Origin of the sequence: Streptomyces sp. NPDC026092 (assembly GCF_040638605.1) — a bacterium.
GTDB lineage: Bacteria > Actinomycetota > Actinomycetes > Streptomycetales > Streptomycetaceae > Streptomyces.
This window is the reverse complement of sequence record NZ_JBEZYN010000011.1, coordinates 1-25017: the sequence shown is the minus strand read 5'-3', so window position 1 is coordinate 25017 and position 25017 is coordinate 1. Positions and strand designations below refer to the sequence as shown.

Sequence of the window (25017 nt, the reverse complement as noted above, 5' to 3'; positions counted from 1 at the left end):
GTTGCCTACGGACAGCATCATCGACGACGAGGGGCAGAGAAAGCAGGAGACGTATCCGACGTAACCGACGGGCGTCAGAGGCCGATGAGGTCGATGAGGTGTTCCGGCCTGACCGGCGTCCTGTTGAGTTCGAGGCCGGTCGCGTTCCGGATCGCCGCGACGACCGCCGGGGTGGACGACAGCGTCGGCGCCTCGCCGATGCCGCGGACTCCGTACGGCGCGTTCGGGTCGGCCAGTTCGAGGTAGTCGACCGGGATCGTCGGTGTGTCGAGGATCGTCGGGAGCAGGTAGTCCGTGAAGGACGGGTTCTTCACCTTCGCGGTCTTCGGGTCCACGATGATCTCCTCCATCACCGCGACACCCAGGCCCTGGACCGTACCGCCCTGGATCTGGCCGACGACCGACAGCGGGTTGAGCGCCTTGCCGACGTCCTGGGCGCAGGCGAGTTCGACGACCTTGACCAGGCCCAGCTCGGTGTCGACCTCCACGACCGCGCGGTGCGCGGCGAACGAGTACTGCACGTGCCCGTCGCCCTGGCCGGTGACGAGGTCGAAGGGCTCGGTGGGGCGGTGCCGCCACTCCGCCTCGACCTCCACGGCCTCGTCCTCCAGGACGTCCGCGAGGGTGGCCAGGACCTCGCCGCCGGCGGTGACGACCTTGCCGCCCTCGAGCAGCAGCCCGTCCTCGGCCCAAGCGGGCACGTACGAGCCGAACTTGCCCCGGCCGATCTCGAGCACCCGCTCGCGCACGAGCCCGCAGGAGTTCTTGACGGAGCCGCCGGTCATGTACGTCTGGCGGGCCGCCGAGGTCGAACCGGCCGAACCCACCTGGGTGTCGGCGGGGTGGATGGTGACCTGCTGGACGCCGAGCTCGGTGCGGGTGATCTGCGCGTGGATGGTGACGCCGCCCTGGCCGACCTCCGCCATGGCCGTGTGGACCATCGCGACGGGCTCGCCGTTGATGACCTCCAGGCGTACCTTCGCGGTGGAGTAGTCGTCGAAGCCCTCCGAGAAGCCGACGTTCTTGACGCCGACCGCATAGCCGACCCCGCGGACGATTCCCTCGCCGTGGGTGGTGTTCGACAGACCGCCCGGCAGCGCGCGTACATCGGCCTCGCCGTCGGCGACCTCCCACTGGTGCCCGGGCGGCAGCGGACGGTCCTTGACCATGCGCAGCAGCTCGGCGACGGGGGCCGGGGAGTCCACGACCTGGCCGGTCGGCATGATCGTGCCCTGCTCCATGGCGTTGATCTGCCGCAGCTCCACCGGGTCCATGCCGAGCTTCGCCGCGAGCTTGTCCATCTGCGCCTCGTACGCGAAACACGCCTGGACGGCCCCGAATCCGCGCATCGCGCCGCACGGCGGGTTGTTCGTGTAGAGGCCGACCGCCTCGATGTCGACGTTCTCGACGACGTACGGGCCGGCCGAGAGGGACGCGGCGTTGCCGACGACCGAGGCCGTGGACGACGCGTACGCGCCGCCGTCGAGCACGATCCGGCACCGCATGTGCGTGAGCCTGCCGTCCTTGGTGGCGCCGTGCTCGTACCAGAGCTTCGCGGGGTGCCGGTGGACGTGGCCGAAGAACGACTCGTACCGGTTGTAGACCATCTTGACCGGCTTGCCGGTCCGCAGCGCGAGCACGGAGGCGAGGATCTGCATCGAGATGTCCTCACGGCCACCGAACGCGCCGCCGACGCCGGCCATCGTCATGCGGACCTTCTCCTCGGGCAGTCCGAGGACCGGGGCGATCTGCTTGAGGTCCGAGTGCAGCCACTGGGTGGCGACGTACAGATCGACCCCACCGTCCTCGGACGGTACGGCGAGACCGGACTCCGGGCCGAGGAAGGCCTGGTCCTGCATGCCGAAGACGTACTCGCCGGTGACGACGACGTCGGCGCGCCCGGCCGCCGCGTCGGCGTCGCCGCGGATGATCGGCTGACGGTGCACGATGTTCGGGTGCGGGACGCGACCGGCGTGGTAGTCCCGGCGGTTCTCGTGGACCAGCGGGGCGTCGGCGGCGAGGGCGGAGGCCTCGTCGGTGACGACCGGCAGCTCCCTGTACTCGACCCTGATCTTCGCGGCGGCCCGGCGCGCGGTCTCGGGATGATCGGCGGCCACCAGGGCGACCGGCTCACCGTGGTGCCGGACCTTGCCGTGGGCGAGGACCGGGGTGTCGTTGAACTCCATGCCGTAGTACTTCATCGGCGCGGGCAGGTCGTCGTACGTCATCACCGCGTGGACGCCGGGTACGGTCAGGGCCTCGGCGACGTCGATGGCCACGATCTCGGCGTGCGCGACGGTGGAACGGAGCGTCTGCCCCCAGAGCATGTCCTCGTGCCACATGTCCGAGGAGTACGCGAACTCACCGGTGACTTTCAGGGTGCCGTCGGGACGGAGCGTGGACTCCCCGATGCCGCCCTTGCTCCGGGAGCCTTGGTCGCCCTGGGTGACCTCGGTGATGCCGGTGGGATTCCCAGCCATGATCAGACCGCCTCATGCTCTTGTCGATGTTCTTCGGGTTTCCAGGCGGAGCCGCGACCCCCGTACGCGGCACGCTGCGCAGAAGTAGACAGCGGGGCTACGACCCGGAGGCAGTCACCGATCGCTCAGAACGGCGCGGCGGGGCGCTTGTGGACAACGATGCGTTCCGACCAAGCCAAGCCGCTGAACTGCACGAATACCTCCCCAACCAAGTCCACCGCGTGCAAAGCTGACGATCATGCGACGACTACGGCTGCGCGAACTCCTGGACGTGGAGGAGCTGGGCCTGCGCCTTCTGGTGGCCCCGGAAGAGGAGGACGAGACACTCCTCGACCGCCCCGTGACGGCCGTCCCGATCATCGACCGGGCCGACCCCGGCCGCTTCCTCACCGGCGGCGAACTGGTCCTCACCGGACTCGCCTGGTGGCACGAGGACGGAGACGCGGAGGCGTACGTACGCGTCCTGGACCGAGCGGGCGTCACGGCCCTGGCCGCCGGGGAGGTCGAGCACGGCCTGGTCCCGGACGACCTGGTCCACGCCTGCCGACGTCACGGCCTCCCGCTCTTCGCGGTGCGCCCGGAGACGGCGTTCGCCACGATCACGGAGTACGCCCTGCGCCGCCTGCAGGACGAGGACTTCGGCGGCCTGGCGGCCGTCGTGGAACGCCACCGCCAGCTCCTGGCCGCCAAGGACACCCCGGGCTCGGTACTGGAGCTCCTGCGCCACAGCCGAGGCCTGAACCTACGCGTCCTGTCCGCGACGGGCCGCCAGGTGGCAGGGGTCGAACCATTGCTGCGCACAAGGACGGCGACGGCCCTGGCGTCGAGATACCTGGCGGCACGGAGAGCACACGAGCAGGCTCCGTACCGGTTCACGACAGGAAGGGGGCATGACGACCTCTTCCCGATAGAGGCCCCGGGCGAACGGCCCCAGGCCGCCAAGGAACTGGGCGACTGGCTGATAGTGGTGGAAGCGGACACGTCACTCTGGCCGCCACCGGACCTACAACTCCTGCACCACATAGTGGAGTTGGTAACGGACGCGCGATCCGCACACGAGCGGTCGAAGGCGGCACTCCACGATCTGGCGACCCGCCTCCTCGACCTGATGCGGCGCCGCATCCCACCGGAGGAGATCCCGGTCCGGCTGCGCAGCACGGCGCAGGGCGTGGTCAGCCAGGTCGACACATGGCCGCGCTGCCAGTTCGTGGTGGCCGAGGGCACCTGGCTCCAGGACCGCCCCATCCCACCAGAGGCCCTCCGCGTACTCATGGAGGAGGCCCTGCTCCAAGAGCACCCGATACGGATCACACCCCAGGACATAGCCTCCACCACGGACGCGGACCAGGCCGTCCTCCTGACACTGGTCCCCACAGCCTCCCTGGACCTGCCGGCCCTCCACCGCAGACTCTCGGCGACGCTCACCCGCTGGCTCGGCCCGACGGAAAGCGTCTCCATCGGCGCGAGCACCCCGGTGGCGGAGCCCGGCAACGCCCAACGCGCCCTGAACGAGGCCCGTACGGCTCTACGAGTCGCTCAGGACGCCCCGGACCGGGTGACCGTACAGGGCCCCGACGACCTCACCCAACACATCCTGTCGCTCCTCCCTCTCATCCCAGCCGAAACCCGCCAGGCCTTCGCCACCCGCCTCCTGGGCCCCCTCCGCGACCACGACCGCCGCCACCGAACGGACCTCCTGACCACCCTGGAAACCTTCCTGACCTGCGACGCCTCCTGGACCACCTGCGCCGCCCAACTCCACCTCCACGTCAACTCCCTACGCCACCGCATCGCCCGCATAGAACAACTCACAGGCCGCGACCTGACCCGCCTGGAAACCAAACTGGACTTCCTGGCAGCCCTGAGAGCCACCTGAACCAAGCCCACGAACCACGAGAGGCCGCCGGCCACCTCCGGGGGCCTACGATCGGCGCCGCCCCGCCGACCGCACATGGCTGGGCTTGAGTCATGACCGCACTGCCCGACCGGATGCGCCCGCCACGCGCGGAAGGCTGGTTCGCGGAGGACCTGGATCCGACCCCTTCCGGCGAAACAGCTACACGTTGAAGCGGAACGTTCGACACAGAGCTCCCACCTGGCGGCAACGCGGTTTTCGGAGCCCTTGTCCAGCACCGATCCAGCACAGTACGTGTTCATCCAGCACGCACGACCGCGACGAACGTCTGCCCGCAACGCGTTGTGTACACATGAGACACTCGGTACCCTTGAGCGCATGACGCAGCCGCTGCCCATAGAGTCCATCCGCGATGTGCGTGCTCACCTCGCCGAGGTCGTGGAGCGCGCCGATCGCGACGACGTACCCACAGTGATCACACGCCGGGGCAAGGAAGTCGCCGCCGTCGTCTCCATCGAGGTGCTGCGCAAGTACCAGGAATGGGAAGAGCGCGAGATCAATCGGATCATCGACGAGCGCATGGCCAACCCGGCACCCGGCATCCCGATCGAGGACATCATGAGGGAGACGCTGGCGCGCAGTGAGTGAGTACCGAACCGTCTTCCGCCCCGAGGCGCAAGCCGAACTTCGGAAGATCCCTCGCGACATGGCGCTGCGCATCCTGGCCAAGTTGACCGAGCTGGAGACCGATCCCCTCGGTTTCCACACCACGGCACTCGTGTCACAGCCCGACCGCCGTCGCCTACGGGTCGGCGACTACCGCGTCGTCTACACGATCGACAACGGAGAGCTCGTGGTGTGGGTCGTGCACGTCGGACACCGCTCCACCGTTTACGACACCTGATGCCAGCTGATCCGGCGTCAGAATATCCAGCCCCCATCCAGCACGGTGACGCGGAAGGGGTCGACTCCCGGAGGACTCGACCCCTTCTGAACTGCACGTTTGTCAGATCAGCGACGTGGCGCCATTCGATGCATCACACGTTGAAGCGGAACTCCACCACGTCGCCGTCCTGCATGACGTACTCCTTGCCCTCCATGCGGGCCTTGCCGGCTGCGCGGGCGTCGGCTACCGAGCCGGTTTCGACGAGGTCGGCGAAGGAGATGACCTCGGCCTTGATGAAGCCCTTCTGGAAGTCCGTGTGGATCACGCCGGCCGCCTCGGGGGCCGTGGCGCCCTTCTTGATCGTCCAGGCTCGGGATTCCTTCGGGCCGGCCGTCAGGTAGGTCTGGAGGCCCAGGGTGTCGAAGCCGACGCGGGCGAGGGTCGCCAGGCCCGGCTCCTCCGCGCCCACCGACTGGAGGAGCTCCATGGCGTCCTCCTCGTCCAGTTCGGCGAGGTCCTGCTCCAGCTTGGCGTTGAGGAAGATCGCCTCCGCCGGGGCCACGAGCGCGCGCTGCTCGTCCTTGAACGAGTCGTCCGTCAGCTCGTCCTCGTCCACGTTGAAGACGTACAGGAACGGCTTCGTGGTGAGGAGGTGCAGGTCGTGGAGGAGCTCCGCCTTGTCCGAGCCCTGCAGGACGCCCTGCGAGAAGAGGGTGTCGCCGCGCTCCAGGATCTCCTTCGCCGCCTCGACCGCCGCGACCTTCGGGGCCACGTCCTTCTTGATCCGGGCCTCCTTCGCCAGGCGCGGGAGGACCTTCTCGATCGTCTGGAGGTCCGCGAGGATCAGCTCCGTGTTGATCGTCTCGATGTCGTCCTTCGGCGAGACCTTGCCGTCGACGTGCACGACGTTCTCGTCCTTGAAGGCGCGGATGACCTGGCAGATCGCGTCCGACTCGCGGATGTTCGCCAGGAACTTGTTGCCCAGGCCCTCACCCTCGCTCGCGCCGCGGACGATGCCCGCGATGTCGACGAAGTCGACCGTCGCCGGGAGCACCCGCTGCGAGCTGAAGATCTCCGCCAGCTTCGTCAGGCGGGCGTCCGGGACACCGACGACGCCGACGTTCGGCTCGATCGTGGCGAACGGGTAGTTGGCCGCCAGGACGTCGTTCTTGGTCAGGGCGTTGAACAGGGTCGACTTGCCGACATTCGGCAGACCGACGATTCCGATCGTGAGCGACACGGTGGCGACCTTCTGGAGTAAGTGCGCGGGTGGGGCGATCCCCCAGTTTACGGGGGGTCCGAACCGGCCTGTGACGCCGACCTTCGGCCGTTCTCTACGGCTACGTCACCCAAAGGGCGTGTCCTGGGCCGCCCCGCCACCCCCTCCCGACCTACGTTGGTGTAGTGGAGCAGCAACGGACAAGTCAGCCTCAAGGCCGCCGGCGGCCGCAAAACCCCGTCACGCCGCCCGGCGCACTCGTCGAGGGCGCCGCCGTCTACCGCGTCGCCGCCCGCCCGGGCCGCGGCCGGGTCGAGCGGGCCACGCCCTCCGGGGCGCCCGTCGGGCCGCCCGTGCCCGTCACCGTTCCCGTACGACGGCCCGCGGCCCCGGTCGCGCCCTTCGTCCTCGCCCTCCGGCGGTTGCCCAACCCCCGGCTCACCGGCCTCGGCGCCGGGCTCTTCGCCTCCGCCACCATGCTGGTCCTCGGCTTCCTCGACTGGCTGCTCCTCGACGGCTCGCCCCTCGTCTACGGGCTCCTGTTCCTGCCCGTCAGCGCCCTGACCGCGCTCTGGGTCCGCACCGCCGACCTCGTCTCGGCCCCCATCAGCGTGCCCATCGCCTTCGCCGTCGGCGTCGTGCCCATCTCCGGCGGTTCCGGCGGCTTCGGCGGGCAGGCCATGGCCGTCGTCACCGCCCTCGCCGTGCACGCCGGGTGGCTGTACGGCGGCACCCTCGTCGCCGGTCTGATCACCAGCGTCCGGAAGGTACGCGACATGGGGCGCCGTCAGCGCGCCGTCGCCGCACGGGCGAGGAATCGTTCCGGTGGGGGGAAGGGTGCCGGTGCCGGTGCCGGTGTGACCGGCAAGGGCCCCGCCGCGGCTCAGCAGCGGGGCGCTCCCTAGGAGGGCGAGGCGCCGAGGGCCGGACCCCGCCTGCAGCTAGGACTGCAGGCGCCTGCCCGCCGCCATCGCCGCGCCCACGATCCCCGCGTTGTTCTCCAGCTCCGCCGGCACGATCTCCGCCCTGATGTCCTCGATCAGCGGCAGGAACTTGTCCGCCTTCCGGCTCACTCCCCCGCCGATGATGAACAGTTCCGGCGAGAACAGCATCTCCACGTGCGCCAGGTACTTCTGGAGGCGACGCGTCGCCCAGTGCTCCCAGCTGAGGTCCTCGTCCTCCTTGGCCTTCGTCGACGCCCGCTTCTCCGCGTCGTGGCCCTTCAGCTCCAGGTGGCCCAGCTCCGTGTTCGGCACGAGCCGGCCGTCCACGAAGAGCGCCGAGCCGATCCCCGTACCGAGCGTCAGCAGGATCACGGTGCCCTTACGGCCCCGGCCCGCGCCGAAGGTCATCTCGGCGATGCCGGCCGCGTCCGCGTCGTTCAGGATCGTGACCTCGAGGCCGCCGAGCCGGTCGCGGAGCAGCTTGCCCGCGTCCATGTCGATCCAGCCCTTGTCGACGTTGGCCGCCGTCCGGATCACCGAACCGGTGACCACGCCCGGGAAGGTGACGCCCACCGGGCCGGTCCAGCCGAAGTTCTCCACGACCTCGACGACACATCCCGCCACACCGTCGGGTGTGGCGGGATGCGGGGTCAGTACCTTGTGGCGGGGTTCGGCCAGCTCGCCGCGCTCCAGGTCCACGGGGGCGCCCTTGATGCCCGAACCGCCGATGTCCACTCCGAAGACGTTCATGAACCCACGGTAAGGGCTCGAGCGCGGAGTGACTCCTCGAACGGCTCCCGAGCCCGGAGCCGTTACTCCTTGAGCCGGTGCTCCGTGAGCCGGTCCTTCTTGACCTGCTACTCCTTGGTCAGCTCGGCCGCTTCCGCGCGCAGGTCCTTGTTCCGGAGCTCCTTCGGCAGCGAGAACGTCAGCGACTCGTCGGCCGTCTTGACGATCTCCACGTCCACGTAACCCCGCTCCGAGAGCCACTCCAGGACCTCCTGCACCAGGACGTCCGGCACGGACGCGCCCGACGACAGGCCCACCGAGGTGACGCCCTCCAGCCATGCCTCGTCGATCTCGCTCGCGAAGTCCACCAGGTACGCGGCCGGGACGCCGGCCTGCTTGGCGACCTCGACCATGCGGATCGAGTTCGAGGAGTTCTTCGAGCCGACGACGATCACCAGGTCGGCCTGGCCCGCGAGCTCCTTGATGGCGAGCTGGCGGTTCTGCGTGGCGTAGCAGATGTCGTCGGACGGCGGGGAGATCAGCTGCGGGAACTTCTCCTTCAGCGCGTCCACCGTCTCCATCGTCTCGTCCACCGAGAGCGTGGTCTGCGACAGCCAGACCACCCTGGACGGGTCGCGCACCTCCACCTTGGCGACGTCCTCGGGGCCGTCGACCAGCTGGATGTGGTCCGGGGCCTCGCCGGAGGTGCCGATGACCTCCTCGTGGCCCTCGTGGCCGATCAGGAGGATGTCGAAGTCCTCCTTGGCGAACCGGACCGCCTCCTTGTGGACCTTCGTGACCAGCGGGCAGGTGGCGTCGATGGTCTTCAGGCGACCCTCGCGGGCCTCCTCGTGCACGGTCGGGGCCACGCCGTGCGCCGAGAACATCACGATGTTGCCCGGCGGCACCTCGGTCGCCTGGTCGACGAAGATCGCGCCCTTCCGCTCCAGGGTCTGGACGACGTACTTGTTGTGCACGATCTCGTGGCGCACGTAGATCGGCGCGCCGTACTGCTCCAGGGCCTTCTCCACGGCGATCACGGCACGGTCCACACCCGCGCAGTAGCCGCGGGGAGCGGCGAGGAGGACACGCTTCGGGCGGTGGGTCGCGGGCGTCGCAGTCATGCGTCCCATCGTAAGGGTGCGTACGAACACAGCTCGCGACGGCTGCGGCCCGGCGTACGAACTCAGCTCGCCACGGCTGCGGCCCGCCACGCCGCGTCGGTACGGCCCCTGATCCGTACCGTGGCCGAGACTGGGCCCATGGCCGAGGAAGCACAGGTGGCAGCGCACACCGGACTGCGGCGGACCCTGGGGTTCCGCGACCTTGTCGTCTACGGGCTGCTCTTCATCGCGCCCATGGCCCCCGTCGGGATCTACGGCACCCTGGACGCGAAGTCGCACGGCGCGGTGGCACTGGTGTACGTGGTGGCCACGGTCGCGATGGCGTTCACGGCCTTCAGTTACGCGCAGATGGTGCGGGTCGCCCCCTTCGCCGGCTCCGTCTTCACGTACGCCCGCAAGGGGCTCGGCGAGGGGCCGGGGTTCATCGCCGGGTGGATGGCGATGCTCGACTACCTCCTCATCCCGGCCGTCGCGTACCTCTTCGCCGGCATCGCCATGGAGGCGCTGGTCCCGGAGGTGGACCAGTGGGTGTGGACGGCGATCGCCGTGGTCGTCACGACGCTGCTCAATCTGTGGGGCGTACGGGCGGCGGCGCGCGTCGGCTTCGCGGTGCTCGCCATGGAGATCGTGGTGCTGCTGATCTTCGTCGTCTCGGCGGTGGTCGTGCTCGGACGGGACGGGGCGCGGCGCGACTGGTGGTCGCCGCTGGCCGGGGACGGGACGTTCTCGACGGCGGCCGTGGTGGGCGCGGTGTCGGTGGCCGTGCTCTCGTACCTCGGTTTCGACGCGATCGCCTCCTTCGCCGAGGAGGTCACCGGGGGCTCGGAGAAGGTGGCGCGGGCGGTGCTGTTCTGTCTGGCGCTCGCGGGTGTCCTCTTCGTGGCCCAGACCTACCTCGTCGCGCTCCTCGAACCGCTGTCGTCGGCCCAGCTCGCGGCCGACCCGGGGAAGCAGGGGTCCGCCTTCTACGACGCCGTGGACGTGTCGGTGGGGACCTGGCTGCACGACCTGGTGGCGGTCTCGAAGGCGATCGGGGCCGCCTTCGCCGCGCTCGCGGGCCAGGCGGCGGCGGGCCGGCTGCTCTTCGCGATGGGGCGGGAGCGGCGGCTGCCGCGGCTGCTGGCCCGTACGGACTCGGGGGTGCCGCGGGTGGCGCTCCTGATCGCGGCGACGGTCACGATGGTGGCGGCCGTGTGGGCGGCCCAGCGGGACGACGGCCTGGACCACCTGGTCTCGGTCGTCGACGTCGGGGCGCTCACGGCGTTCGTGCTGCTGCACGCGAGCGTGGTGGGGTGGTTCGCGGTACGCCGGATGGAGGGGCCGCCGCACTGGTTCCGGCACGTGGTGATGCCCGTGGTCGGGGCGGCCATCCTGATCGCGGTGATCTTCGAGGCGTCGGCGGCGGCCCAGGTGGTGGGCGTGATCTGGCTGGCCGTGGGGCTCGTGGTGCTGGGCGTGCAGGGGACTGCGCAGCGGAGCGCGTGAAGCGGCCACGTGTGCGGGCCGCGGCCACGCGCGCGTGAACCGGCGAACGCCGCCCACGCGCATGACCGCACGACCGCACGACCGGCTGCATCGACGCATGCCCGAATCGACGACCACCCCCCGACCACCACCCCGCCTGTCCGTGCCGTTCACTACGCTCTGCGCATGGGTCTCACTACGTCCGCCGAAGCGCCGCTGCCCGTCGGAGAGGTCTCCCGGCTCATCGGGGGGTGGATCGACCGGCTCGGTGCCATCTGGGTCGAGGGTCAGATCACGCAGCTGTCGCGCCGGCCGGGCGCCGGCGTCGTGTTCCTGACGCTGCGGGACCCCTCCTACGACATCTCCATCGGCGTCACCTGCTACCGCCAGGTCTTCGACTCCGTCGCCGACATCGTCTCCGAGGGCGCCCGCGTCGTCGTGCACGCCAAGCCCGAGTGGTACGCGCCGCGCGGGCAGCTGTCGCTGCGGGCCGTGGAGATCAAGCCGGTCGGCATCGGGGAGCTCCTGGCCCGCCTGGAGCAGCTCAAGCGGAGCCTCGGCGCCGAGGGGCTCTTCGCGCTCGACCGCAAGAAGCCGCTGCCCTTCCTGCCCCACCTCGTCGGCCTCGTCTGCGGCCGCGCCTCCGCCGCCGAGCGGGACGTCCTGGAGAACGCGCGGCGCCGCTGGCCCGCCGTCCGCTTCGAGGTACGGAACGTGGCCGTGCAGGGCGTGAAGGCCGTGCCCCAGGTCGTCCAGGCCGTGAAGGAGCTGGACGCGCACGACGACGTGGACGTGATCATCGTGGCGCGCGGCGGCGGCAGCGTCGAGGATCTGCTGCCGTTCTCGGACGAGCAGCTGATCCGGGCCGTCGCGCAGTGCCGTACGCCGGTGGTCTCCGCGATCGGCCACGAACCGGACTCGCCCCTCCTCGACCTCGTCGCCGACCTGCGCGCCTCCACGCCGACCGACGCCGCCAAGAAGGTCGTACCGGACGTCGGCGAGGAACTGGACCGGGTGCAGGCCCTGCGCGACCGGGCCCTGCGGACGGTGCGGGGGCTGCTCGACCGGGAGGAGCGCGGGCTCGCGCACGCCCTGGCGCGGCCGGTCATGGAGCACCCGCAGCGGATGGTCGAGCAGCGCGAGGACGAGCTCGACGCGCTGCTCCACCGCAGCCGCCGGACCCTCGGGCATCTGCTCGACCGGGCCGACTCCGAGCTGTCGCACACCCGGGCCAGGGTCAGGGCGCTTTCCCCGGCCGCGACGATGGAGCGGGGGTACGCGGTGCTCCAGCGGGCGGACGGGTCGGTCGTCCGGTCCCCGGAGGAGGTCGCGGTGGACGAGGAGCTGCGGGCCCGGGTCTCGGCGGGCGAGTTCACGGTACGGCGCGTTGTCGGACCCGACGCATAGGGTGGATCCCATGGCAGCCACCACCGAAGAGGCGCTCGGATACGAGCAGGCACGCGACGAGTTGATCGAGGTCGTTCGCCGTCTGGAGACGGGCGGAACGTCCCTGGAGGAGTCGCTCGCGCTCTGGGAGCGTGGGGAGGAATTGGCGAAGGTCTGCCGGCGTTGGCTGGAGGGCGCACGGGCCCGCCTCGACGCCGCGACGTCCACCTCGGAGGACGAGGGCGACGACGAGGACGCGAACCAGGGCTAGGGCCCGACGGCCCCGCGCCGGGTTCCCGTCCCGGGTCCCGTACCATGACGGTGTGAACCGGATCACTATCCGCTTGGATTAGTTGAAACTTCACCAAACACCGCCGTACGGTGAGGGCATCGCTTGAACCCCCCTTGCAGTCCGGAAGGTACGCCGCATGTCCCTCGTTCTTGACTCCGCCGCCCAGGACCTCCTCTTCCGTGAGGCCCGCACCGCCAACACGTTCACCGACGAGCCGGTGACCGACGAGCAGGTCCAGGCGATCTACGACCTGGTCAAGTACGGGCCGACCGCCTTCAACCAGACCCCGCTGCGCATCACGCTGGTCCGCTCCCCCGAGGCCCGCGAGCGCCTGGTGAAGCACATGGCCGAGGGCAACCAGCCGAAGACCGCCGCCGCCCCGCTGGTCGCGATACTCTCCGCCGACAACGAGTTCCACGAGGAGCTCCCGAGCCTGCTGCCGCACTTCCCGCAGGCCAAGGACATGTTCTTCTCCGAGCGCCCGGCCCGTGAGGGTTCGGCCCTGCTGAACGCCGCCCTCCAGGCCGCGTACTTCATCGTGGGCGTCCGCGCCGCCGGCCTGGCCGCCGGCCCGATGACCGGTCTCGACTTCGCGGGCCTCCAGAAGGAGTTCCTGGACGACGACCACACCCCGCTGATGGTCGTCAACATCGGCAAGCCGGGCGAGGACGCCTGGTTCCCGCGCTCCCCGCGCCTGGCCTACGACGACGTCGTCACCACCGTCTGAGCCTCACGCACACACAGGGAAAGCCCCCGGACTCCAGGAGTCCGGGGGCTTTCCCTGTACACACGCGTGACGTCTACGCCTTCTTCGACCGCAGCGAGCCCGCCATCTCCGCAAGGCGCTCGAACGAGGCCGTCCCCGTCACGACCGTCGTCGCGCCGCCGTCCGTGCGCACCAGGGCGTCGTACTTCGGGCCCTCCCAGCGCTGCCAGACCTGGCCGGCGACCGTCTGGGTCTTCCCGGAGTCCTTGGCCTGCTGAGTGACCTTGGGCACGAACTTCTCCGGCTCCGCCGTCGACTGGTGGATCGCGACGTACTGGGTGTCCGGGTCGAGGAAGCCCAGCTGCCAGGCGTCGTTCTGCTCGCGCTTGTACGAGACGACGGTCGCCTTCCAGCCCTCCCCGAGTCCCTCGGGGGCCAGCACCGCGTAGGGCGCCGCCCGCTGTGCCGTCACCAGCTCGACCCGGTAGTCCTTCGCCTGGACCGGGTCGGCCTTGTCGTCGTGCGGGATGAAGAGATACATCACGCCCGCGGCGACCAAGATCACCCCGAGCGACTGGAACATCCCGCGTACCGTCTGCCTGCCTCGCATACCTGCCACGCCCACCATGGTCGCATCATGGTGTTGTGCTCATACGTGGGCCCCTCTGCTCAATTTGTCGACGTACCGATAGAGTCGCAGCACCCTCTTTATTCCGGCCGTCGCCGTACAGAAAGGTGCGCTCCGATGACCGAGCATTCCCTGCCGTCCGAGCTCGAGGTCTCCCCCGAGGCCCCCGATCGCAACCTCGCCCTCGAGCTGGTCCGTGTCACCGAGGCGGCCGCCATGGCCGCCGGCCGCTGGGTGGGCCGCGGCGACAAGATCGGCGCCGACCGCGCGGCGGTCAACGCCATGCGCACCCTCGTCTCCACCGTCTCGATGAACGGCGTCGTCGTCATCGGTGAGGGCGAGAAGGACGAAGCCCCCATGCTCTACAACGGGGAGCGGATCGGCGACGGCACCGGCGCCGAGGTGGACATCGCCGTCGACCCGATCGACGGCACCACGCTGAACGCCAAGGGCATGCCCAACGCGATCGCCGTCCTCGCCGCCGCCGACCGCGGCACCATGTTCGACCCGTCCGCGGTCTTCTACATGGACAAGCTGGTCACCGGTCCCGAGGCCGCCGACTTCGTCGACATCGACGCGCCCGCCTCGGTCAACATCCGCCGGGTCGCCAAGGCCAAGAACATGTCCCCCGAGGACGTCACGGTCGTCATCCTGGACCGACCCCGCCACGAGGGCATCGTCAAGGAGATCCGCGAGACCGGCGCCCGGATCAAGTTCATCACCGACGGCGACGTCGCCGGTTCGATCATGGCCGTCCGCGAGGGCACCGGCGTGGACCTGCTCCTGGGCATCGGTGGCACGCCCGAGGGCATCATCTCCGCCTGCGCCATCAAGTGCCTCGGTGGTGTCATCCAGGGCAAGCTGTGGCCGAAGGACGACGCCGAGCGCCAGAAGGCGGTCGACGCGGGCCACGACCTGGACCGCGTGCTCTCCACCAACGACCTGGTCAGCGGCGACAACGTGTTCTTCGTCGCCACCGGCATCACGGACGGCGAGCTGCTGCGCGGCGTCCGCTACCGCTCGGAGACCGCGACCACGTCGTCGCTGGTGATGCGCTCGAAGTCCGGCACGATCCGGCAGATCGACTCCGAGCACCGGCTGTCGAAGCTGCGCGCGTACAGCAAGATCGACTTCGACCGGGCGAAGTAACGTCACGGCGGTCGCATCGCGGCCCACGCCCATACGGAAAGGGGCGCCCCCATGTGCGGTGGGGGCGCCCCTTTCCGTACGTACGGCCGACGTCGGAGCCGTCGCTCGGGCCGTCAGCCTGCCGCGGCGATCCGGTCCGCCGCGGCGGCCTTCTTGAGCTCGACCTCACGGCGGCGGCGCCGGGCGAGCACGACGCGGCGCTCGGCGGCGGTGAGCCCGCCCCACACGCCGTACGGCTCCGGCTGGAGCAGGGCATGCTCCCGGCACTCGACCATCACGGGGCAGCGGGCGCAGACCCGCTTGGCGGCCTCCTCGCGCGCGAGCCGCGAGGCGGTCGGCTCCTTGGAGGGGGCGAAGAACAGCCCGGCTTCGTCCCGGCGGCACACCGCCTCCGTATGCCAGGGGCCGGCCTCGTCCTCCCGAGCGGGGGCACGCTGGGACGGCACGGCGGCGACCTGGAGGGGCTGATGCGGCAGTGGCAGCACGGTCTACTCCTGACGACGGCTTCGCGAGCGAGAGACGATGGAGCAGCCCTACCCGCTGTGCGCGCGCCTATGCACTGCGTGCCGCCGAGTTCCGGAGTGCGGAGTCGCAGGGGCGGAATCCGGTCACTCCGTCATCCCTGGTCAGCGACGTGCGGCCGGCGACCGTCCCCCGGCCGCCCACCACCACCCGGCGTCAGTGGCCGAGGTGCTTGCGCAGCTTGTCCTGGACGACGTTCTGCAGGTCCGTGATCCACTTGCCGCGCTTGGGCTTGGCCTCGACGTTGCCGAAGACCGAGTAGCCGTTGATCACGACGACGGGGGCCTGCGGGTCGGCGGCCTCCAGCGTCACGACCTCGAAGTTGCCGAAAATCCCCGTGCCGTTGCCGCGCAGGCTGATGTTCTCCGGAACGCGGACCTCCACGTTGCCGAAGATCGACGTGGCGTTGATCGTGGTCAGCCGCTGGGCGAAGAGCGCCTCGGTCAGGTCGATCTCGATGTTGCCGAAGAGCGCGAAGGCGTTGGTCCTGCGGCCCACCCGCCAGCGGCCCTTGCGGGTGGAGCTGGAGAAGACGGCGACCATCGTGTCGGCGGGGCCGGTGTCGTCGTCGGGGCCGTACGCGTACGTCGGCTCGGGCTCCGGGCGGGGGCGGTTCCCGGCGGGCAGGTCGCTGACGATCGGCTCCAACTCGCCCACGGTCTTGGCGCGGTAGACCGCGTCGATCCGCTCGGAGTGCTCCTCGGCGTCGATCCGCCCCTCGGCCATCGCGTCCCTGAGGATGTCCGCGATCCGGTCCCGGTCCGCGTCCGAGGCCCGCAGCGAGTCACCCGGAGCCGCGGCCGGAACGGCCGGGGCGGGGGCGGGCTCGGCGGGGGCGACCGGCTTCTGAGGCTGCTTTTCGAGGTCCACGACGCCAGCGTAGCGAAACGCGATAGATCGCGACTAGGGGGCACGGCCGACGGGCCGAGCCTCCTGGCCACTCCCAGACACCTGTCCATGTATTCTGGACAGATGTCCACTACTCTCGCGAACCTCGCCGTCGGCCTCGTCGCCGCCCTGCACGTCTACATCCTGATCCTGGAGATGTTCCTCTGGGAGCGCCGCCCGGGGCGCGAACTCTCCGGTTTCGACGCCGACCTGGCGCGCAGGACCGCACCCCTCGCCGCCAACCAGGGGCTGTACAACGGCTTCCTGGCCGCCGGACTGGTCTGGGGCCTGATCGCCGCCGACCCCACCGGGTACCGGGTCCAGCTCTTCTTCCTCTCCTGCGTCGTGATCGCCGGGGTGTACGGCGGGCTGACCGCCAACCGCCGCATCCTGCTCGCCCAGGCCCTTCCCGGGACCCTCGCCCTGGCCGCCGTACTGTGGGCGGGGTGATCAGCCCGACCCCGGCCCCGACCCCGGAACCGCGCGCAACCGACCCGCGCGCCACCGACCCCCGCGCCGCCCGCACCCGCGCCAAGCTGCGCGCCGCGCTCCTGGAGGAGTGCGCCGAGCGCCCCCTCGACGAGGTCGGCGTCGCCGCGCTCGTCCGCCGGGCCGGGATCGGCCGGGCCACGTTCTACCTGCACTACGCCGACCTCCAGGCCCTCGCCGTGGACGCCTGCGCCGATGTCGTACGGGACGCGGTCGAGGCCCTGCACGCCTGGCGCGGCACGCCCGACCCGGCCGCCCCGCCGCCCGCGCTGCCCGCCTTCTTCGCCCAGGTCGCCCCGCACGCGGCCCTCTACCGGAGCCTGCTTCGGCCCGGCGGCGGCGGTCCGCTCGGCGAGCTGCTCCACCGGGAGCTGCGCGCGTACAGCGCCCGCGAGCGCGAGCTGGCCGGGGCGCCCGAGCCGGGCCTCGTCGCCTCGGCGGTGGCGGCCGCCTTCGCCGGGCTGCTCGCGGACTGGCTGCACGGCCTGATCGACGCCGGCCCCGAACAGATCTCGGCCCGCACCTGGCGGCTGCTCATCGCCCTCCACCGCACGCCCCTGACCTGAAGCGCCGCGACCGCCCCTGGCCCGAAAGCGGCGCCACACTCCACTTCGGCGTGATCCCGCCCCCTAGTGAGCCTTACCTCACAGGATCGGTGCCTCGCCCGCGTTCTACGCTGGAGGAGGCGCCGCCAATGGAGGTGGCGTCGCCGTCTGCCGAGTGAGGAATGGCTGCCGTCATGTCCCGTGTTTCCCGCCCCCCCGGCCCTGCGTTTTCGTACTCCGATCTGCTCCCCCTGGGAGAGGACACCACGCCCTACCGCCTGGTGACCGCCGAAGGTGTCTCCACCTTCGAGGCCGACGGCCGTACGTTCCTCAAGGTCGAGCCGGAGGCGCTGCGCACCCTCGCCGCCGAGGCGATCAAGGACATCCAGCACTTCCTGCGCCCGGCCCACCTGGCCCAGCTGCGCCGGATCATCGACGACCCGGAGGCGTCGAGCAACGACAAGTTCGTCGCGCTCGACCTCCTCAAGAACGCGAACATCGCCGCCGCCGGCGTCCTGCCCATGTGCCAGGACACCGGCACCGCGATCGTCATGGGCAAGCGCGGTCAGAACGTGCTGACCCCGGGCCGCGACGAGGAGGCCCTGTCCAAGGGCATCTACGACGCGTACACCCAGCTCAACCTGCGGTACTCGCAGATGGCCCCGGTCACCATGTGGGAGGAGAAGAACACCGGCTCGAACCTGCCCGCGCAGATCGAGCTGTACGCGACGGACGGCGGCGCGTACAAGTTCCTCTTCATGGCCAAGGGCGGCGGCTCCGCCAACAAGTCCTTCCTCTACCAGGAGACGAAGGCCGTGCTCAACGAGGCGAGCATGATGAAGTTCCTGGAGGAGAAGATCCGTTCGCTCGGTACGGCCGCCTGCCCGCCGTACCACCTGGCGATCGTCGTCGGCGGCACGTCCGCCGAGTTCGCACTGAAGACCGCGAAGTACGCCTCCGCGCACTACCTGGACGAGCTGCCCACCGAGGGCTCGGCCGAGACCGGCCACGGCTTCCGCGACAAGGAGCTGGAGGAGAAGGTCTTCGAGCTCACGCAGAAGATCGGCATCGGCGCGCAGTTCGGCGGAAAGTACTTCTGCCACGACGTCCGCGTCGTCCGCCTGCCGCGCCACGGCGCCTCGCTGCCCGTCGCGATCGCCGTGTCCTGCTCGGCCGACCGCCAGGCCGTCGCGAAGATCACCGCCGAGGGCGTCTTCCTCGAGCAGCTGGAGACGGACCCGGCGCGCTTCCTGCCGGAGACGACGGACGAGCACCTGAACGAGGCCGACGAGGCCTCGGACGTGGTGAAGATCGACCTGAACCAGCCGATGGACGAGATCCTCGCCGAGCTGACCAAGTACCCGGTCAAGACCCGGCTCTCGCTGACCGGTCCGCTGGTCGTGGCCCGCGACATCGCGCACGCCAAGATCAAGGAGCGGCTCGACGCGGGCGAGGAGATGCCGCAGTACCTGAAGGACCACCCGGTCTACTACGCGGGCCCGGCGAAGACGCCCGAGGGGTACGCCTCCGGTTCGTTCGGCCCGACGACGGCCGGCCGGATGGACAGTTACGTCGAGCAGTTCCAGGCGGCGGGCGGCTCCAAGGTCATGCTGGCCAAGGGCAACCGCTCCAAGCAGGTCACGGACGCGTGCGGCAGCCACGGCGGCTTCTACCTGGGCTCCATCGGCGGCCCGGCGGCGCGCCTCGCGCAGGACTGCATCAAGAAGGTCGAGGTCGTCGAGTACGAGGAGCTCGGCATGGAGGCGGTCTGGAAGATCGAGGTCGAGGACTTCCCCGCGTTCATCGTCGTGGACGACAAGGGCAACGACTTCTTCCAGAACCCGGCCCCGGAGCCGACGTTCACCCACATCCCGGTCCGCGGCCCCGGCCTCGGCTGACCTGCCGACCAGCCTTCCGAACGACGCCCCTCGGTCCCCCCGGACCGAGGGGCGTTGTCGATCTCCGCTCAGAAACTCGCTACCAACCGGTAGCTTTCCCGTCGCCTACTGGCCAGTATTGGCCGCGAGCATGTCAACCACTGAGCCGGTCGACCACTCGGGAGCCCCCCATGCCCTCCACCCCCCTCCTCAGGCGCGCCGCCGCCGGAACCACGGCGACCTTCGCCCTGACCACCCTGCTGGTCGTCGTGCCCGCGCCCGCCGCCTCCGCGGCCGACCCGGACACCCATTCGACGTCGGCGGCCGCCTTCGACAAGGTCGACTACACGACCTGGCGGCGTGACGTCGCGGCCGTCGTCGCGCAGGCGCGTCCGTACATCGAGGAACGTTCCGAGAACGCCGGCCGCGAGAAGCAGGCGATCGTCCTCGACATCGACAACTCCTCCCTGGAGACGGACTTCCACCCCTTCTGGGAGCTGCCGACCCCGGCCATCGCCGACGTGCGCGACCTGGTCGAGGACGCCCACGACCGCGGTGTCGCCGTCTTCTTCGTCACCGCACGGCCCGGCATCATCTACTCGCTCACGCACTGGAACCTGAAGCAGGCCGGCTACCCGGTCGACGGTCTCTACGTGCGCTCCCTGCCCGACCTGTTCGCGGAGGTCAGCGCGTACAAGACGGAGAAGCGCGCGGAGATCGAGGCCAAGGGCTACACGATCATCGCCAACATCGGCAACAACACCACCGACATCGTCGGCGGCCACGCCGAGCGCGCCTTCAAGCTGCCGGACTACGGCGGCAAGCTCTCCTGATCCGCCGCAGCAGGCGCCGGATAGTCTCGCGCGCATGAGACATCCGATACGGGTCCTGGTCCCGGCGTTCGCCGCACTCGCGGCCGCCGGGACCCTGACCGGCTGCCTGGGCACCACGCCGACGCCCGACGACGTCCCCCAGGGCTCGAAGTCCCCCTCCGCCACCGCCTCCCCCTCCGCCGCCAAGGCGGCGGCCGGGTCCCTCGGGGCCCCCGGGAGCGCCTGCGCACTGCCGGTCTCCTTCGGCCTGGCGGCCGACTGGAAGCCGGCGGCCGTGAAGATCACCGACGACGAGGCATTCGCCATCATCGGCAAGCAGGGGCCCGCGACGCTGGTCTGCGAGGTCGACGCGAAGCCGGCCGGCAACATCGGCTATCTGCGTGTGTGGACGGCCGGCAAGGGCCCGGCCCGTACCGCCCTCGAAGGGTTCGTGAAGGCGGAGGAGTCCACCTCCAAGGTCTCCTACAAGGAGACGAAGGCCGGTGCGCTGCCGGCCGTCGAGGTGACCTACACGGTCTACAACAAGCTGATGGAGGAGTCGAAGGAGGAGCGTGCCTTCGCCGTCGCCGCCCCGAAGGGGACGGTGATCGTCCATCTCGGCGGCCTGGACACCGAGGAGCACCGGGAGATGATCCCGGCGTACGACCTCGCCCGCTCCACCCTGAAGGCCGAGCAGTAACCAGGACATGACCGTGGCCCCCGTCCCGCACCGGACGGGGGCCACGGGGTTCAGGTCAGGCGAACCGCTGGTTCGCCGAGCCGTCGCAGTTCTGCAGCCGCAGCGGCTGCTTCGCCGCCGCCTGCGTCAGGCAGAGCCCGGTCGCGGCGCTCGGCCGGATCGTGGCCCCGTCGCGGACGAACTTCTGGTTCGCGGTGCCCGAGCAGTTCCAGACGATGAGCGCCTCGCCCGCGCGGTAGCGGGCGCCCGGCACGTCCAGGCAGCGGTCCTGGGTCAGCTCGGTGTGGACGGTCTGCCGGGCGGAGTCGTACCACCAGCCCTGGTTGCGGCCGCCGTGGCAGTCCCAGCCGAGGACGGCCGTGCCGTTGGCGCTGGCGGAGGCGTTCACGTCCACGCAGTTGCCGGTGGCCTCGTTCTTCAGCGGCTTGTAGACGTCGTCCCAGGCGTACGGGAAGAGGGTCGGCGTCCCGCTGGAGTTGACGTCGGCGCAACTCGCCTCACGGAGGCCCGAGTTGTAGATCTGGGTGAGGCAGGACGCGAAGGCGCGGTGGCCGCTCGCGTTCGGGTGGAAGGACTGCCGGACCGAGTTCTCGTCCGGGGTGCCGGGCTTGGAGAGGTCGATGTACAGGCCCCGGGCCCAGGTGTCCTCCATGCAGACCTCGTGGCCGTGGAAGAGCCGGGAGTTGTCGAGGTAGGTCGCCCCGGTGCCGGCGGCCGCCCTGCGCATGCCGCGCTCGAAGGCGGGGACGGCGGTGTTGCGACCCCAGACGGTGTCGGAGTCGTAGCCGAGGCCGCCGCAGATCAGCTTGCCGGGGAAGTTCGGGTTGTCCTTGAAGTCGGGGCCGATCGGGCTCGGGTAGCCCATGACGACGAGCTTGTAGTCGCCGTCGGCGTATCCGGCGTCGCGCATCACGGTCTTGAGGTCGCGGACGGTCTGCTCGACCTTGGGGACGAGGGCGTCGACGCGGGCCTGCCAGCCGGCGGCGTACTTCGGCTCGCAGGGGCCCTGGAGGGTCAGGTACCGGGTGACGCAGTCGGTCATGACGGGGCCGAACTGGAGGTCGTCGTTGGCTCCGGCGACGAGCACGACCATCTTGATCCGGGTGTTGCGGGCCTTGATGGCCAGGTTGTCGCTCTGGACCAGCTCGTCGGCGTACTGCTTCGAGCCGCCGATCCGGATGTTGCCGGTGTAGCCGCCGGAGCAGGACACGTTGAACGTGAGGTCGGCGGCGATCCCGGTGCGGTGGATGGCGGCGTCGGGCGAGCGGTGGCACCAGTTCGTCGGCCCGTTGGTGGGCGGCTCGTAGGTGCCGACGCCCTCGCCGGAGATCTCGCTGTCGCCGAGCGAGATCAGCCCGGTCCTGCGCTGCGCGAGCGGGCGCTCCTCGGGGCTGCCGTAGATCTTGGTGGCCTCGGCGGCCCGGATCGCCTCAAGCTCGGGCGGGAGCGGTGCCGAGGAAGAGGAGGAAGCGGTACGGGGAGTGGCCTCGGCCGCGCCGGCGGGGGCGACGGCCGTCATGGTTCCGAAGGCCGCGGCGGCCGCGGCCGTGGCCGCGATCGCCCAACGGAGTCTGTACCTGGTGCGCCTCATTGCGCCTCCTGGAAGTGGGGTTACCCACGGTTTTTACTGGCCGGTAAGCGCAATGGGAATAGGCAGAACAAGACAAGTGCTCACCTTTGTATGGAGGTTGACGTCATGAACGAGGACTTGAACGACGACAGGAACGGCGGCGCGGGGGGTGGCCTGGGCGGCACCGTGAGCGAGTACCGCATCGAGCGCGACTCGATGGGCGAGGTACGGGTCCCCGTGCACGCCAAGTGGCGGGCCCAGACCCAGCGGGCCCTGGAGAACTTCCCCGTCTCCGGGCAGCGCCTGGAGGGCGCGCACATCGCGGCCCTGGCCCGGATCAAGGCGGCCGCCGCCAAGGTCAACGCCTCGCTCGGAGTGATCGACCAGGACCTGGCGGACGCCATCGTGGCCGCCGCCTCCGAGGTCGCCGACGGCGACTGGGACGCCCACTTCCCGGTCGACGTCTTCCAGACCGGCTCCGGCACCTCCTCCAACATGAACACCAACGAGGTCATCGCCACCCTCGCCGGCGAACGGCTCCCCGAGGGCCGCGAGGTCCACCCCAACGACCATGTGAACGCCTCGCAGTCGTCCAACGACGTCTTCCCCTCCTCCATCCACATCGCCGCCACGGCCGCCGTGACCCACGACCTCATCCCGGCCCTCGACCATCTGGCCGCCTCCCTGGAGCGGAAATCGGCCGAATTCGCGGACGTGGTGAAGTCGGGCCGTACGCACCTCATGGACGCCACGCCCGTCACCCTCGGCCAGGAGTTCGGCGGCTACGCGGCCCAGGTCAGGTACGGGATCGAGCGGCTGCGCGGCTCCCTGCCCCGGCTCGCCGAACTCCCCCTCGGCGGTACGGCGGTGGGCACCGGCATCAACACGCCGCCCGGCTTCTCCGCCGCCGTCATCGCCGAACTCGTCGCAGCGACGGGCCTTCCGCTCACCGAGGCCCGCGACCACTTCGAGGCGCAGGGCGCCCGGGACGGCCTGGTGGAGACGTCCGGCCAGCTCAGGACCATCGCCGTCGGCCTCACGAAGATCTCCAACGATCTGCGCTGGATGGCGAGCGGCCCGCGCACCGGCCTCGCCGAGATCAACCTCCCCGACCTCCAGCCCGGCTCCTCGATCATGCCCGGGAAGGTGAATCCGGTCATTCCGGAGGCCGTTCTGATGGTCGCCGCGCAGGTGACCGGAAACGACACCACGGTCGCGGTGGCGGGCGCGGCCGGGAACTTCGAGCTCAACGTGATGCTCCCGGTGATGGCCAAGAACCTGCTGGAATCCGTACGACTCCTGGCCAATGCCGCGCGGCTGCTTGCCGACCGGACGGTCGACGGGATCACCGCCAACGTCGAGCGGGCCCGGGAGTACGCCGAGTCCTCGCCGTCCGTCGTCACCCCGCTGAACAGGTACATCGGCTACGAGGAGGCGGCCAAGGTCGCCAAGAGGTCGCTGGCCGAACGCAAGACGATCCGGCAGGTCGTCCTGGAGGGCGGGTACGTCGAACGGGGGGCGCTGACGGTCGAGCAGCTGGACGAGGCGCTCGACGTGCTGCGTATGACTCATCCGTGACCTGGATCGCAGCGGCCGGTGGGACGCGCCCCTAATATCTGCGCATGACAGGATCGGGCGACTCTCACCACTGGGCGCCGGGGGACCACATCCTCTGGCGCTACCGCGACAACGGCTCCGGCGACGTGCACATCTGCCGGCCGGTGACCGTCGTCCGCGACACCCCCGAGCTCCTCGCGGTCTGGATGGCGCCGGGCACCGAGTGCGTCAAGCCGGTGCTCACCGACGGCAGGTCCGTGCACCAGGAGCCGCTCGCCACCCGCTACACCGCCCCGCGCACCACGGCCCGCGCCCGCTGGGCCGGCGAGGGCGTCCTGAAGCTGGCCCGGCCCGGCGAACCCTGGTCGGTCTGGCTGTTCTGGGACCGCGGCTGGCAGTTCCGCAGCTGGTACGTCAACCTGGAGGAGCCCCGCACCCGGTGGTCCGGCGGCGTCGACTCCGAGGACCACTTCCTCGACATCTCCGTCCACCCCGACCGCAGTTGGCTGTGGCGGGACGAGGACGAGTTCGCGCAGGCCCAGCGCGACGGTCTGATGGACGCGGCGCAGGCCGCGCGGGTGCTCGCGGCGGGCGAGGCGGCCGTCGAAACCCTACGGGCCTGGGGGGCTCCGTTCCGCGACGGCTGGGAGGACTGGCGGCCCGATCCGGGGTGGACCGTGCCCGAGCTGCCGGCCGACTGGGATCGCACTCCGGCGCACACCGCTCCGTGAGACCCTTGATGCGCCCCCGGGGTGGAAACGTAGGATCGTCCTCCGCAAGGCGGTGATCCACCGGACGAGGCGTCAACCACAGAGCAGAGCGCAGGACCTGACCGTAAGTCATTCTGAGGGGGAGAGCAGTGCCGGACGTCTGCCCGGGTGTGCCGACCCCTGTCGTAGCCGCTGCTCGCGGGGCATTCACATCCACCGCGCGCCAGGGGTTTATCCCCCGTGAAGGCGCGGCATCGGCGAGAAGAGCGAGTGCATCGCACCACCGGCCCGGACGGACGGAACCCCACGCGTGACGGAGCATCCCACCTCCCACGAAGGCCGGCAGCCGCTGGCTGCCCGGCCGCATGAGCGCACCCGCCCCCGGCAGCAGGCGGCCGAGGCACCGGTGCCGGCCCAGCCCGGCGCACCCGACGGCGGTGGCCGTCCCGCGCCCGGGCAGGCCGCCGCACGCCCGCCGGCCGGGG

24 protein-coding genes and 1 pseudogene are annotated in these 25017 nt (G+C 70.4%); 17 read left to right on the top strand and 8 right to left on the bottom strand.

Going from position 1 to position 25017, the window contains the following annotated elements:
• Nucleotides 1–74: 74 nt before the first annotated feature.
• Nucleotides 75–2480, bottom strand: coding sequence for a xanthine dehydrogenase subunit D (pucD, locus tag AB0F56_RS19350; protein WP_362010969.1), 2406 nt, complete (start codon nucleotides 2478–2480; stop codon nucleotides 75–77).
• A 238-nt stretch (nucleotides 2481–2718) separates the two neighbouring features.
• Between pucD and AB0F56_RS19345 the strand changes: the two genes are divergently transcribed.
• The 4 genes and pseudogenes from AB0F56_RS19345 (at nucleotide 2719) to AB0F56_RS19330 (ending at nucleotide 5239) form a co-directional block, all read left to right on the top strand.
• Nucleotides 2719–4356, top strand: coding sequence for a PucR family transcriptional regulator (locus tag AB0F56_RS19345; RefSeq protein WP_362010966.1), 1638 nt, complete (start codon nucleotides 2719–2721; stop codon nucleotides 4354–4356).
• Nucleotides 4357–4448: 92 nt separating this feature from the next.
• A pseudogene (locus AB0F56_RS19340) lies at nucleotides 4449–4514 on the top strand (Uma2 family endonuclease); the annotation flags it as partial.
• Between the two features lie 199 nt (nucleotides 4515–4713).
• Complete coding sequence (locus tag AB0F56_RS19335; protein ID WP_007266282.1) at nucleotides 4714–4983, top strand: type II toxin-antitoxin system Phd/YefM family antitoxin; 270 nt, start codon at nucleotides 4714–4716, stop codon at nucleotides 4981–4983.
• The gene (locus tag AB0F56_RS19330) at nucleotides 4976–5239 is read left to right on the top strand and encodes a type II toxin-antitoxin system RelE/ParE family toxin (protein ID WP_362010962.1); all 264 of its coding nucleotides are present in this window, start codon (nucleotides 4976–4978) and stop codon (nucleotides 5237–5239) included. Before AB0F56_RS19335 ends, AB0F56_RS19330 begins: the two co-directional genes overlap by 8 nt.
• A 133-nt stretch (nucleotides 5240–5372) precedes the next feature.
• Here the strand turns inward: AB0F56_RS19330 and ychF are convergent, their stop codons facing one another.
• Nucleotides 5373–6461, bottom strand: coding sequence for a redox-regulated ATPase YchF (ychF, locus tag AB0F56_RS19325; RefSeq protein ID WP_362010960.1), 1089 nt, complete (start codon nucleotides 6459–6461; stop codon nucleotides 5373–5375).
• 332 nt (nucleotides 6462–6793) lie between these two features.
• Between ychF and AB0F56_RS19320 the strand changes: the two genes are divergently transcribed.
• Nucleotides 6794–7345, top strand: coding sequence for a DUF6542 domain-containing protein (locus tag AB0F56_RS19320; RefSeq protein WP_362011449.1), 552 nt, complete (start codon nucleotides 6794–6796; stop codon nucleotides 7343–7345).
• Between the two features lie 36 nt (nucleotides 7346–7381).
• On the opposite strand, the gene ppgK is transcribed toward AB0F56_RS19320, so the two are convergent.
• On the bottom strand, nucleotides 7382–8134 hold the full coding sequence (gene ppgK / locus AB0F56_RS19315; RefSeq protein ID WP_362010957.1) for a polyphosphate--glucose phosphotransferase: 753 nt from the start codon (nucleotides 8132–8134) through the stop codon (nucleotides 7382–7384).
• Between the two features lie 107 nt (nucleotides 8135–8241).
• A complete protein-coding gene (locus AB0F56_RS19310) occupies nucleotides 8242–9246 on the bottom strand; it encodes a 4-hydroxy-3-methylbut-2-enyl diphosphate reductase (RefSeq protein WP_362010954.1) in 1005 nt (334 codons plus the stop codon).
• 129 nt (nucleotides 9247–9375) lie between these two features.
• Here AB0F56_RS19310 and AB0F56_RS19305 point away from each other — a divergent pair, with 129 nt between their 5' ends.
• The 4 genes from AB0F56_RS19305 to AB0F56_RS19290 all read left to right on the top strand — a co-directional run bounded on the left by AB0F56_RS19305 (nucleotide 9376) and on the right by AB0F56_RS19290 (nucleotide 13106).
• Complete coding sequence (locus AB0F56_RS19305) at nucleotides 9376–10722, top strand: APC family permease (RefSeq protein ID WP_362010951.1); 1347 nt, start codon at nucleotides 9376–9378, stop codon at nucleotides 10720–10722.
• A 165-nt stretch (nucleotides 10723–10887) separates the two neighbouring features.
• Nucleotides 10888–12108, top strand: a complete 1221-nt coding sequence (gene xseA / locus AB0F56_RS19300) for an exodeoxyribonuclease VII large subunit (protein WP_362010948.1) — start codon at nucleotides 10888–10890, stop codon at nucleotides 12106–12108.
• A gap of 10 nt (nucleotides 12109–12118) precedes the next feature.
• The gene (locus AB0F56_RS19295) at nucleotides 12119–12358 is read left to right on the top strand and encodes an exodeoxyribonuclease VII small subunit (RefSeq protein WP_362010946.1); all 240 of its coding nucleotides are present in this window, start codon (nucleotides 12119–12121) and stop codon (nucleotides 12356–12358) included.
• 157 nt (nucleotides 12359–12515) lie between these two features.
• Entirely contained in the window at nucleotides 12516–13106 is a 591-nt protein-coding gene (locus AB0F56_RS19290) for a malonic semialdehyde reductase (protein WP_362010943.1), read from the top strand.
• Nucleotides 13107–13179: 73 nt separating this feature from the next.
• Here AB0F56_RS19290 and AB0F56_RS19285 read toward each other — a convergent pair whose 3' ends face one another.
• A complete protein-coding gene (locus AB0F56_RS19285; RefSeq protein WP_362010940.1) occupies nucleotides 13180–13713 on the bottom strand; it encodes a DUF4245 domain-containing protein in 534 nt (177 codons plus the stop codon).
• Nucleotides 13714–13830: 117 nt separating this feature from the next.
• Between AB0F56_RS19285 and glpX the strand changes: the two genes are divergently transcribed.
• Complete coding sequence (gene glpX / locus AB0F56_RS19280) at nucleotides 13831–14862, top strand: class II fructose-bisphosphatase (RefSeq protein ID WP_362010938.1); 1032 nt, start codon at nucleotides 13831–13833, stop codon at nucleotides 14860–14862.
• 113 nt (nucleotides 14863–14975) lie between these two features.
• Here the strand turns inward: glpX and AB0F56_RS19275 are convergent, their stop codons facing one another.
• Nucleotides 14976–15347 (bottom strand): WhiB family transcriptional regulator, encoded by a 372-nt coding sequence (locus tag AB0F56_RS19275; RefSeq protein ID WP_362010936.1) that lies wholly within the window; start codon nucleotides 15345–15347, stop codon nucleotides 14976–14978.
• A 193-nt stretch (nucleotides 15348–15540) separates the two neighbouring features.
• A complete protein-coding gene (locus AB0F56_RS19270) occupies nucleotides 15541–16254 on the bottom strand; it encodes a DUF1707 domain-containing protein (RefSeq protein ID WP_362010933.1) in 714 nt (237 codons plus the stop codon).
• A gap of 102 nt (nucleotides 16255–16356) precedes the next feature.
• Between AB0F56_RS19270 and AB0F56_RS19265 the strand changes: the two genes are divergently transcribed.
• The 5 genes from AB0F56_RS19265 (at nucleotide 16357) to AB0F56_RS19245 (ending at nucleotide 20695) form a co-directional block, all read left to right on the top strand.
• Nucleotides 16357–16722 carry a DUF1304 domain-containing protein gene (locus AB0F56_RS19265; RefSeq protein ID WP_362010930.1) on the top strand — a complete coding sequence of 122 codons (366 nt, stop codon included), beginning with the start codon at nucleotides 16357–16359 and terminating at the stop codon, nucleotides 16720–16722.
• Nucleotides 16719–17327, top strand: coding sequence for a TetR/AcrR family transcriptional regulator (locus AB0F56_RS19260; RefSeq protein WP_362010927.1), 609 nt, complete (start codon nucleotides 16719–16721; stop codon nucleotides 17325–17327). Before AB0F56_RS19265 ends, AB0F56_RS19260 begins: the two co-directional genes overlap by 4 nt.
• Before the next feature lie 173 nt (nucleotides 17328–17500).
• On the top strand, nucleotides 17501–19204 hold the full coding sequence (locus AB0F56_RS19255) for a fumarate hydratase (protein WP_362010925.1): 1704 nt from the start codon (nucleotides 17501–17503) through the stop codon (nucleotides 19202–19204).
• 170 nt (nucleotides 19205–19374) lie between these two features.
• The gene (locus AB0F56_RS19250) at nucleotides 19375–20016 is read left to right on the top strand and encodes an HAD family acid phosphatase (protein ID WP_362010922.1); all 642 of its coding nucleotides are present in this window, start codon (nucleotides 19375–19377) and stop codon (nucleotides 20014–20016) included.
• 34 nt (nucleotides 20017–20050) lie between these two features.
• On the top strand, nucleotides 20051–20695 hold the full coding sequence (locus AB0F56_RS19245) for a lipoprotein (RefSeq protein ID WP_362010919.1): 645 nt from the start codon (nucleotides 20051–20053) through the stop codon (nucleotides 20693–20695).
• A 55-nt stretch (nucleotides 20696–20750) separates the two neighbouring features.
• Here AB0F56_RS19245 and AB0F56_RS19240 read toward each other — a convergent pair whose 3' ends face one another.
• Nucleotides 20751–22286, bottom strand: a complete 1536-nt coding sequence (locus AB0F56_RS19240) for a ricin-type beta-trefoil lectin domain protein (RefSeq protein ID WP_362010917.1) — start codon at nucleotides 22284–22286, stop codon at nucleotides 20751–20753.
• Between the two features lie 165 nt (nucleotides 22287–22451).
• On the opposite strand from AB0F56_RS19240, the gene AB0F56_RS19235 reads away from it, so the two are divergent.
• Entirely contained in the window at nucleotides 22452–23843 is a 1392-nt protein-coding gene (locus tag AB0F56_RS19235; protein WP_362011446.1) for a class II fumarate hydratase, read from the top strand.
• Nucleotides 23844–23887: 44 nt separating this feature from the next.
• Nucleotides 23888–24553, top strand: coding sequence for a DUF402 domain-containing protein (locus AB0F56_RS19230; protein ID WP_362010915.1), 666 nt, complete (start codon nucleotides 23888–23890; stop codon nucleotides 24551–24553).
• The last annotated feature ends 464 nt before the right edge of the window (nucleotides 24554–25017 follow it).

What these genes read in the sequence shown, in the direction of transcription:
- pucD (WP_362010969.1), bottom strand. Translation starts at nt 2,480, where the DNA reads ATGGCTGGGAATCCCACCGGCATCACCGAGGTCACCCAGGGCGACCAA.
- AB0F56_RS19345 (WP_362010966.1), top strand. Translation starts at nt 2,719, where the DNA reads ATGCGACGACTACGGCTGCGCGAACTCCTGGACGTGGAGGAGCTGGGC.
- AB0F56_RS19335 (WP_007266282.1), top strand. Translation starts at nt 4,714, where the DNA reads ATGACGCAGCCGCTGCCCATAGAGTCCATCCGCGATGTGCGTGCTCAC.
- ppgK (WP_362010957.1), bottom strand. Translation starts at nt 8,134, where the DNA reads ATGAACGTCTTCGGAGTGGACATCGGCGGTTCGGGCATCAAGGGCGCC.
- AB0F56_RS19310 (WP_362010954.1), bottom strand. Translation starts at nt 9,246, where the DNA reads ATGGGACGCATGACTGCGACGCCCGCGACCCACCGCCCGAAGCGTGTC.
- AB0F56_RS19305 (WP_362010951.1), top strand. Translation starts at nt 9,376, where the DNA reads ATGGCCGAGGAAGCACAGGTGGCAGCGCACACCGGACTGCGGCGGACC.
- xseA (WP_362010948.1), top strand. Translation starts at nt 10,888, where the DNA reads ATGGGTCTCACTACGTCCGCCGAAGCGCCGCTGCCCGTCGGAGAGGTC.
- AB0F56_RS19295 (WP_362010946.1), top strand. Translation starts at nt 12,119, where the DNA reads ATGGCAGCCACCACCGAAGAGGCGCTCGGATACGAGCAGGCACGCGAC.
- AB0F56_RS19290 (WP_362010943.1), top strand. Translation starts at nt 12,516, where the DNA reads ATGTCCCTCGTTCTTGACTCCGCCGCCCAGGACCTCCTCTTCCGTGAG.
- AB0F56_RS19285 (WP_362010940.1), bottom strand. Translation starts at nt 13,713, where the DNA reads ATGGTGGGCGTGGCAGGTATGCGAGGCAGGCAGACGGTACGCGGGATG.
- glpX (WP_362010938.1), top strand. Translation starts at nt 13,831, where the DNA reads ATGACCGAGCATTCCCTGCCGTCCGAGCTCGAGGTCTCCCCCGAGGCC.
- AB0F56_RS19265 (WP_362010930.1), top strand. Translation starts at nt 16,357, where the DNA reads ATGTCCACTACTCTCGCGAACCTCGCCGTCGGCCTCGTCGCCGCCCTG.
- AB0F56_RS19255 (WP_362010925.1), top strand. Translation starts at nt 17,501, where the DNA reads ATGTCCCGTGTTTCCCGCCCCCCCGGCCCTGCGTTTTCGTACTCCGAT.
- AB0F56_RS19250 (WP_362010922.1), top strand. Translation starts at nt 19,375, where the DNA reads ATGCCCTCCACCCCCCTCCTCAGGCGCGCCGCCGCCGGAACCACGGCG.
- AB0F56_RS19245 (WP_362010919.1), top strand. Translation starts at nt 20,051, where the DNA reads ATGAGACATCCGATACGGGTCCTGGTCCCGGCGTTCGCCGCACTCGCG.
- AB0F56_RS19240 (WP_362010917.1), bottom strand. Translation starts at nt 22,286, where the DNA reads ATGAGGCGCACCAGGTACAGACTCCGTTGGGCGATCGCGGCCACGGCC.
- AB0F56_RS19230 (WP_362010915.1), top strand. Translation starts at nt 23,888, where the DNA reads ATGACAGGATCGGGCGACTCTCACCACTGGGCGCCGGGGGACCACATC.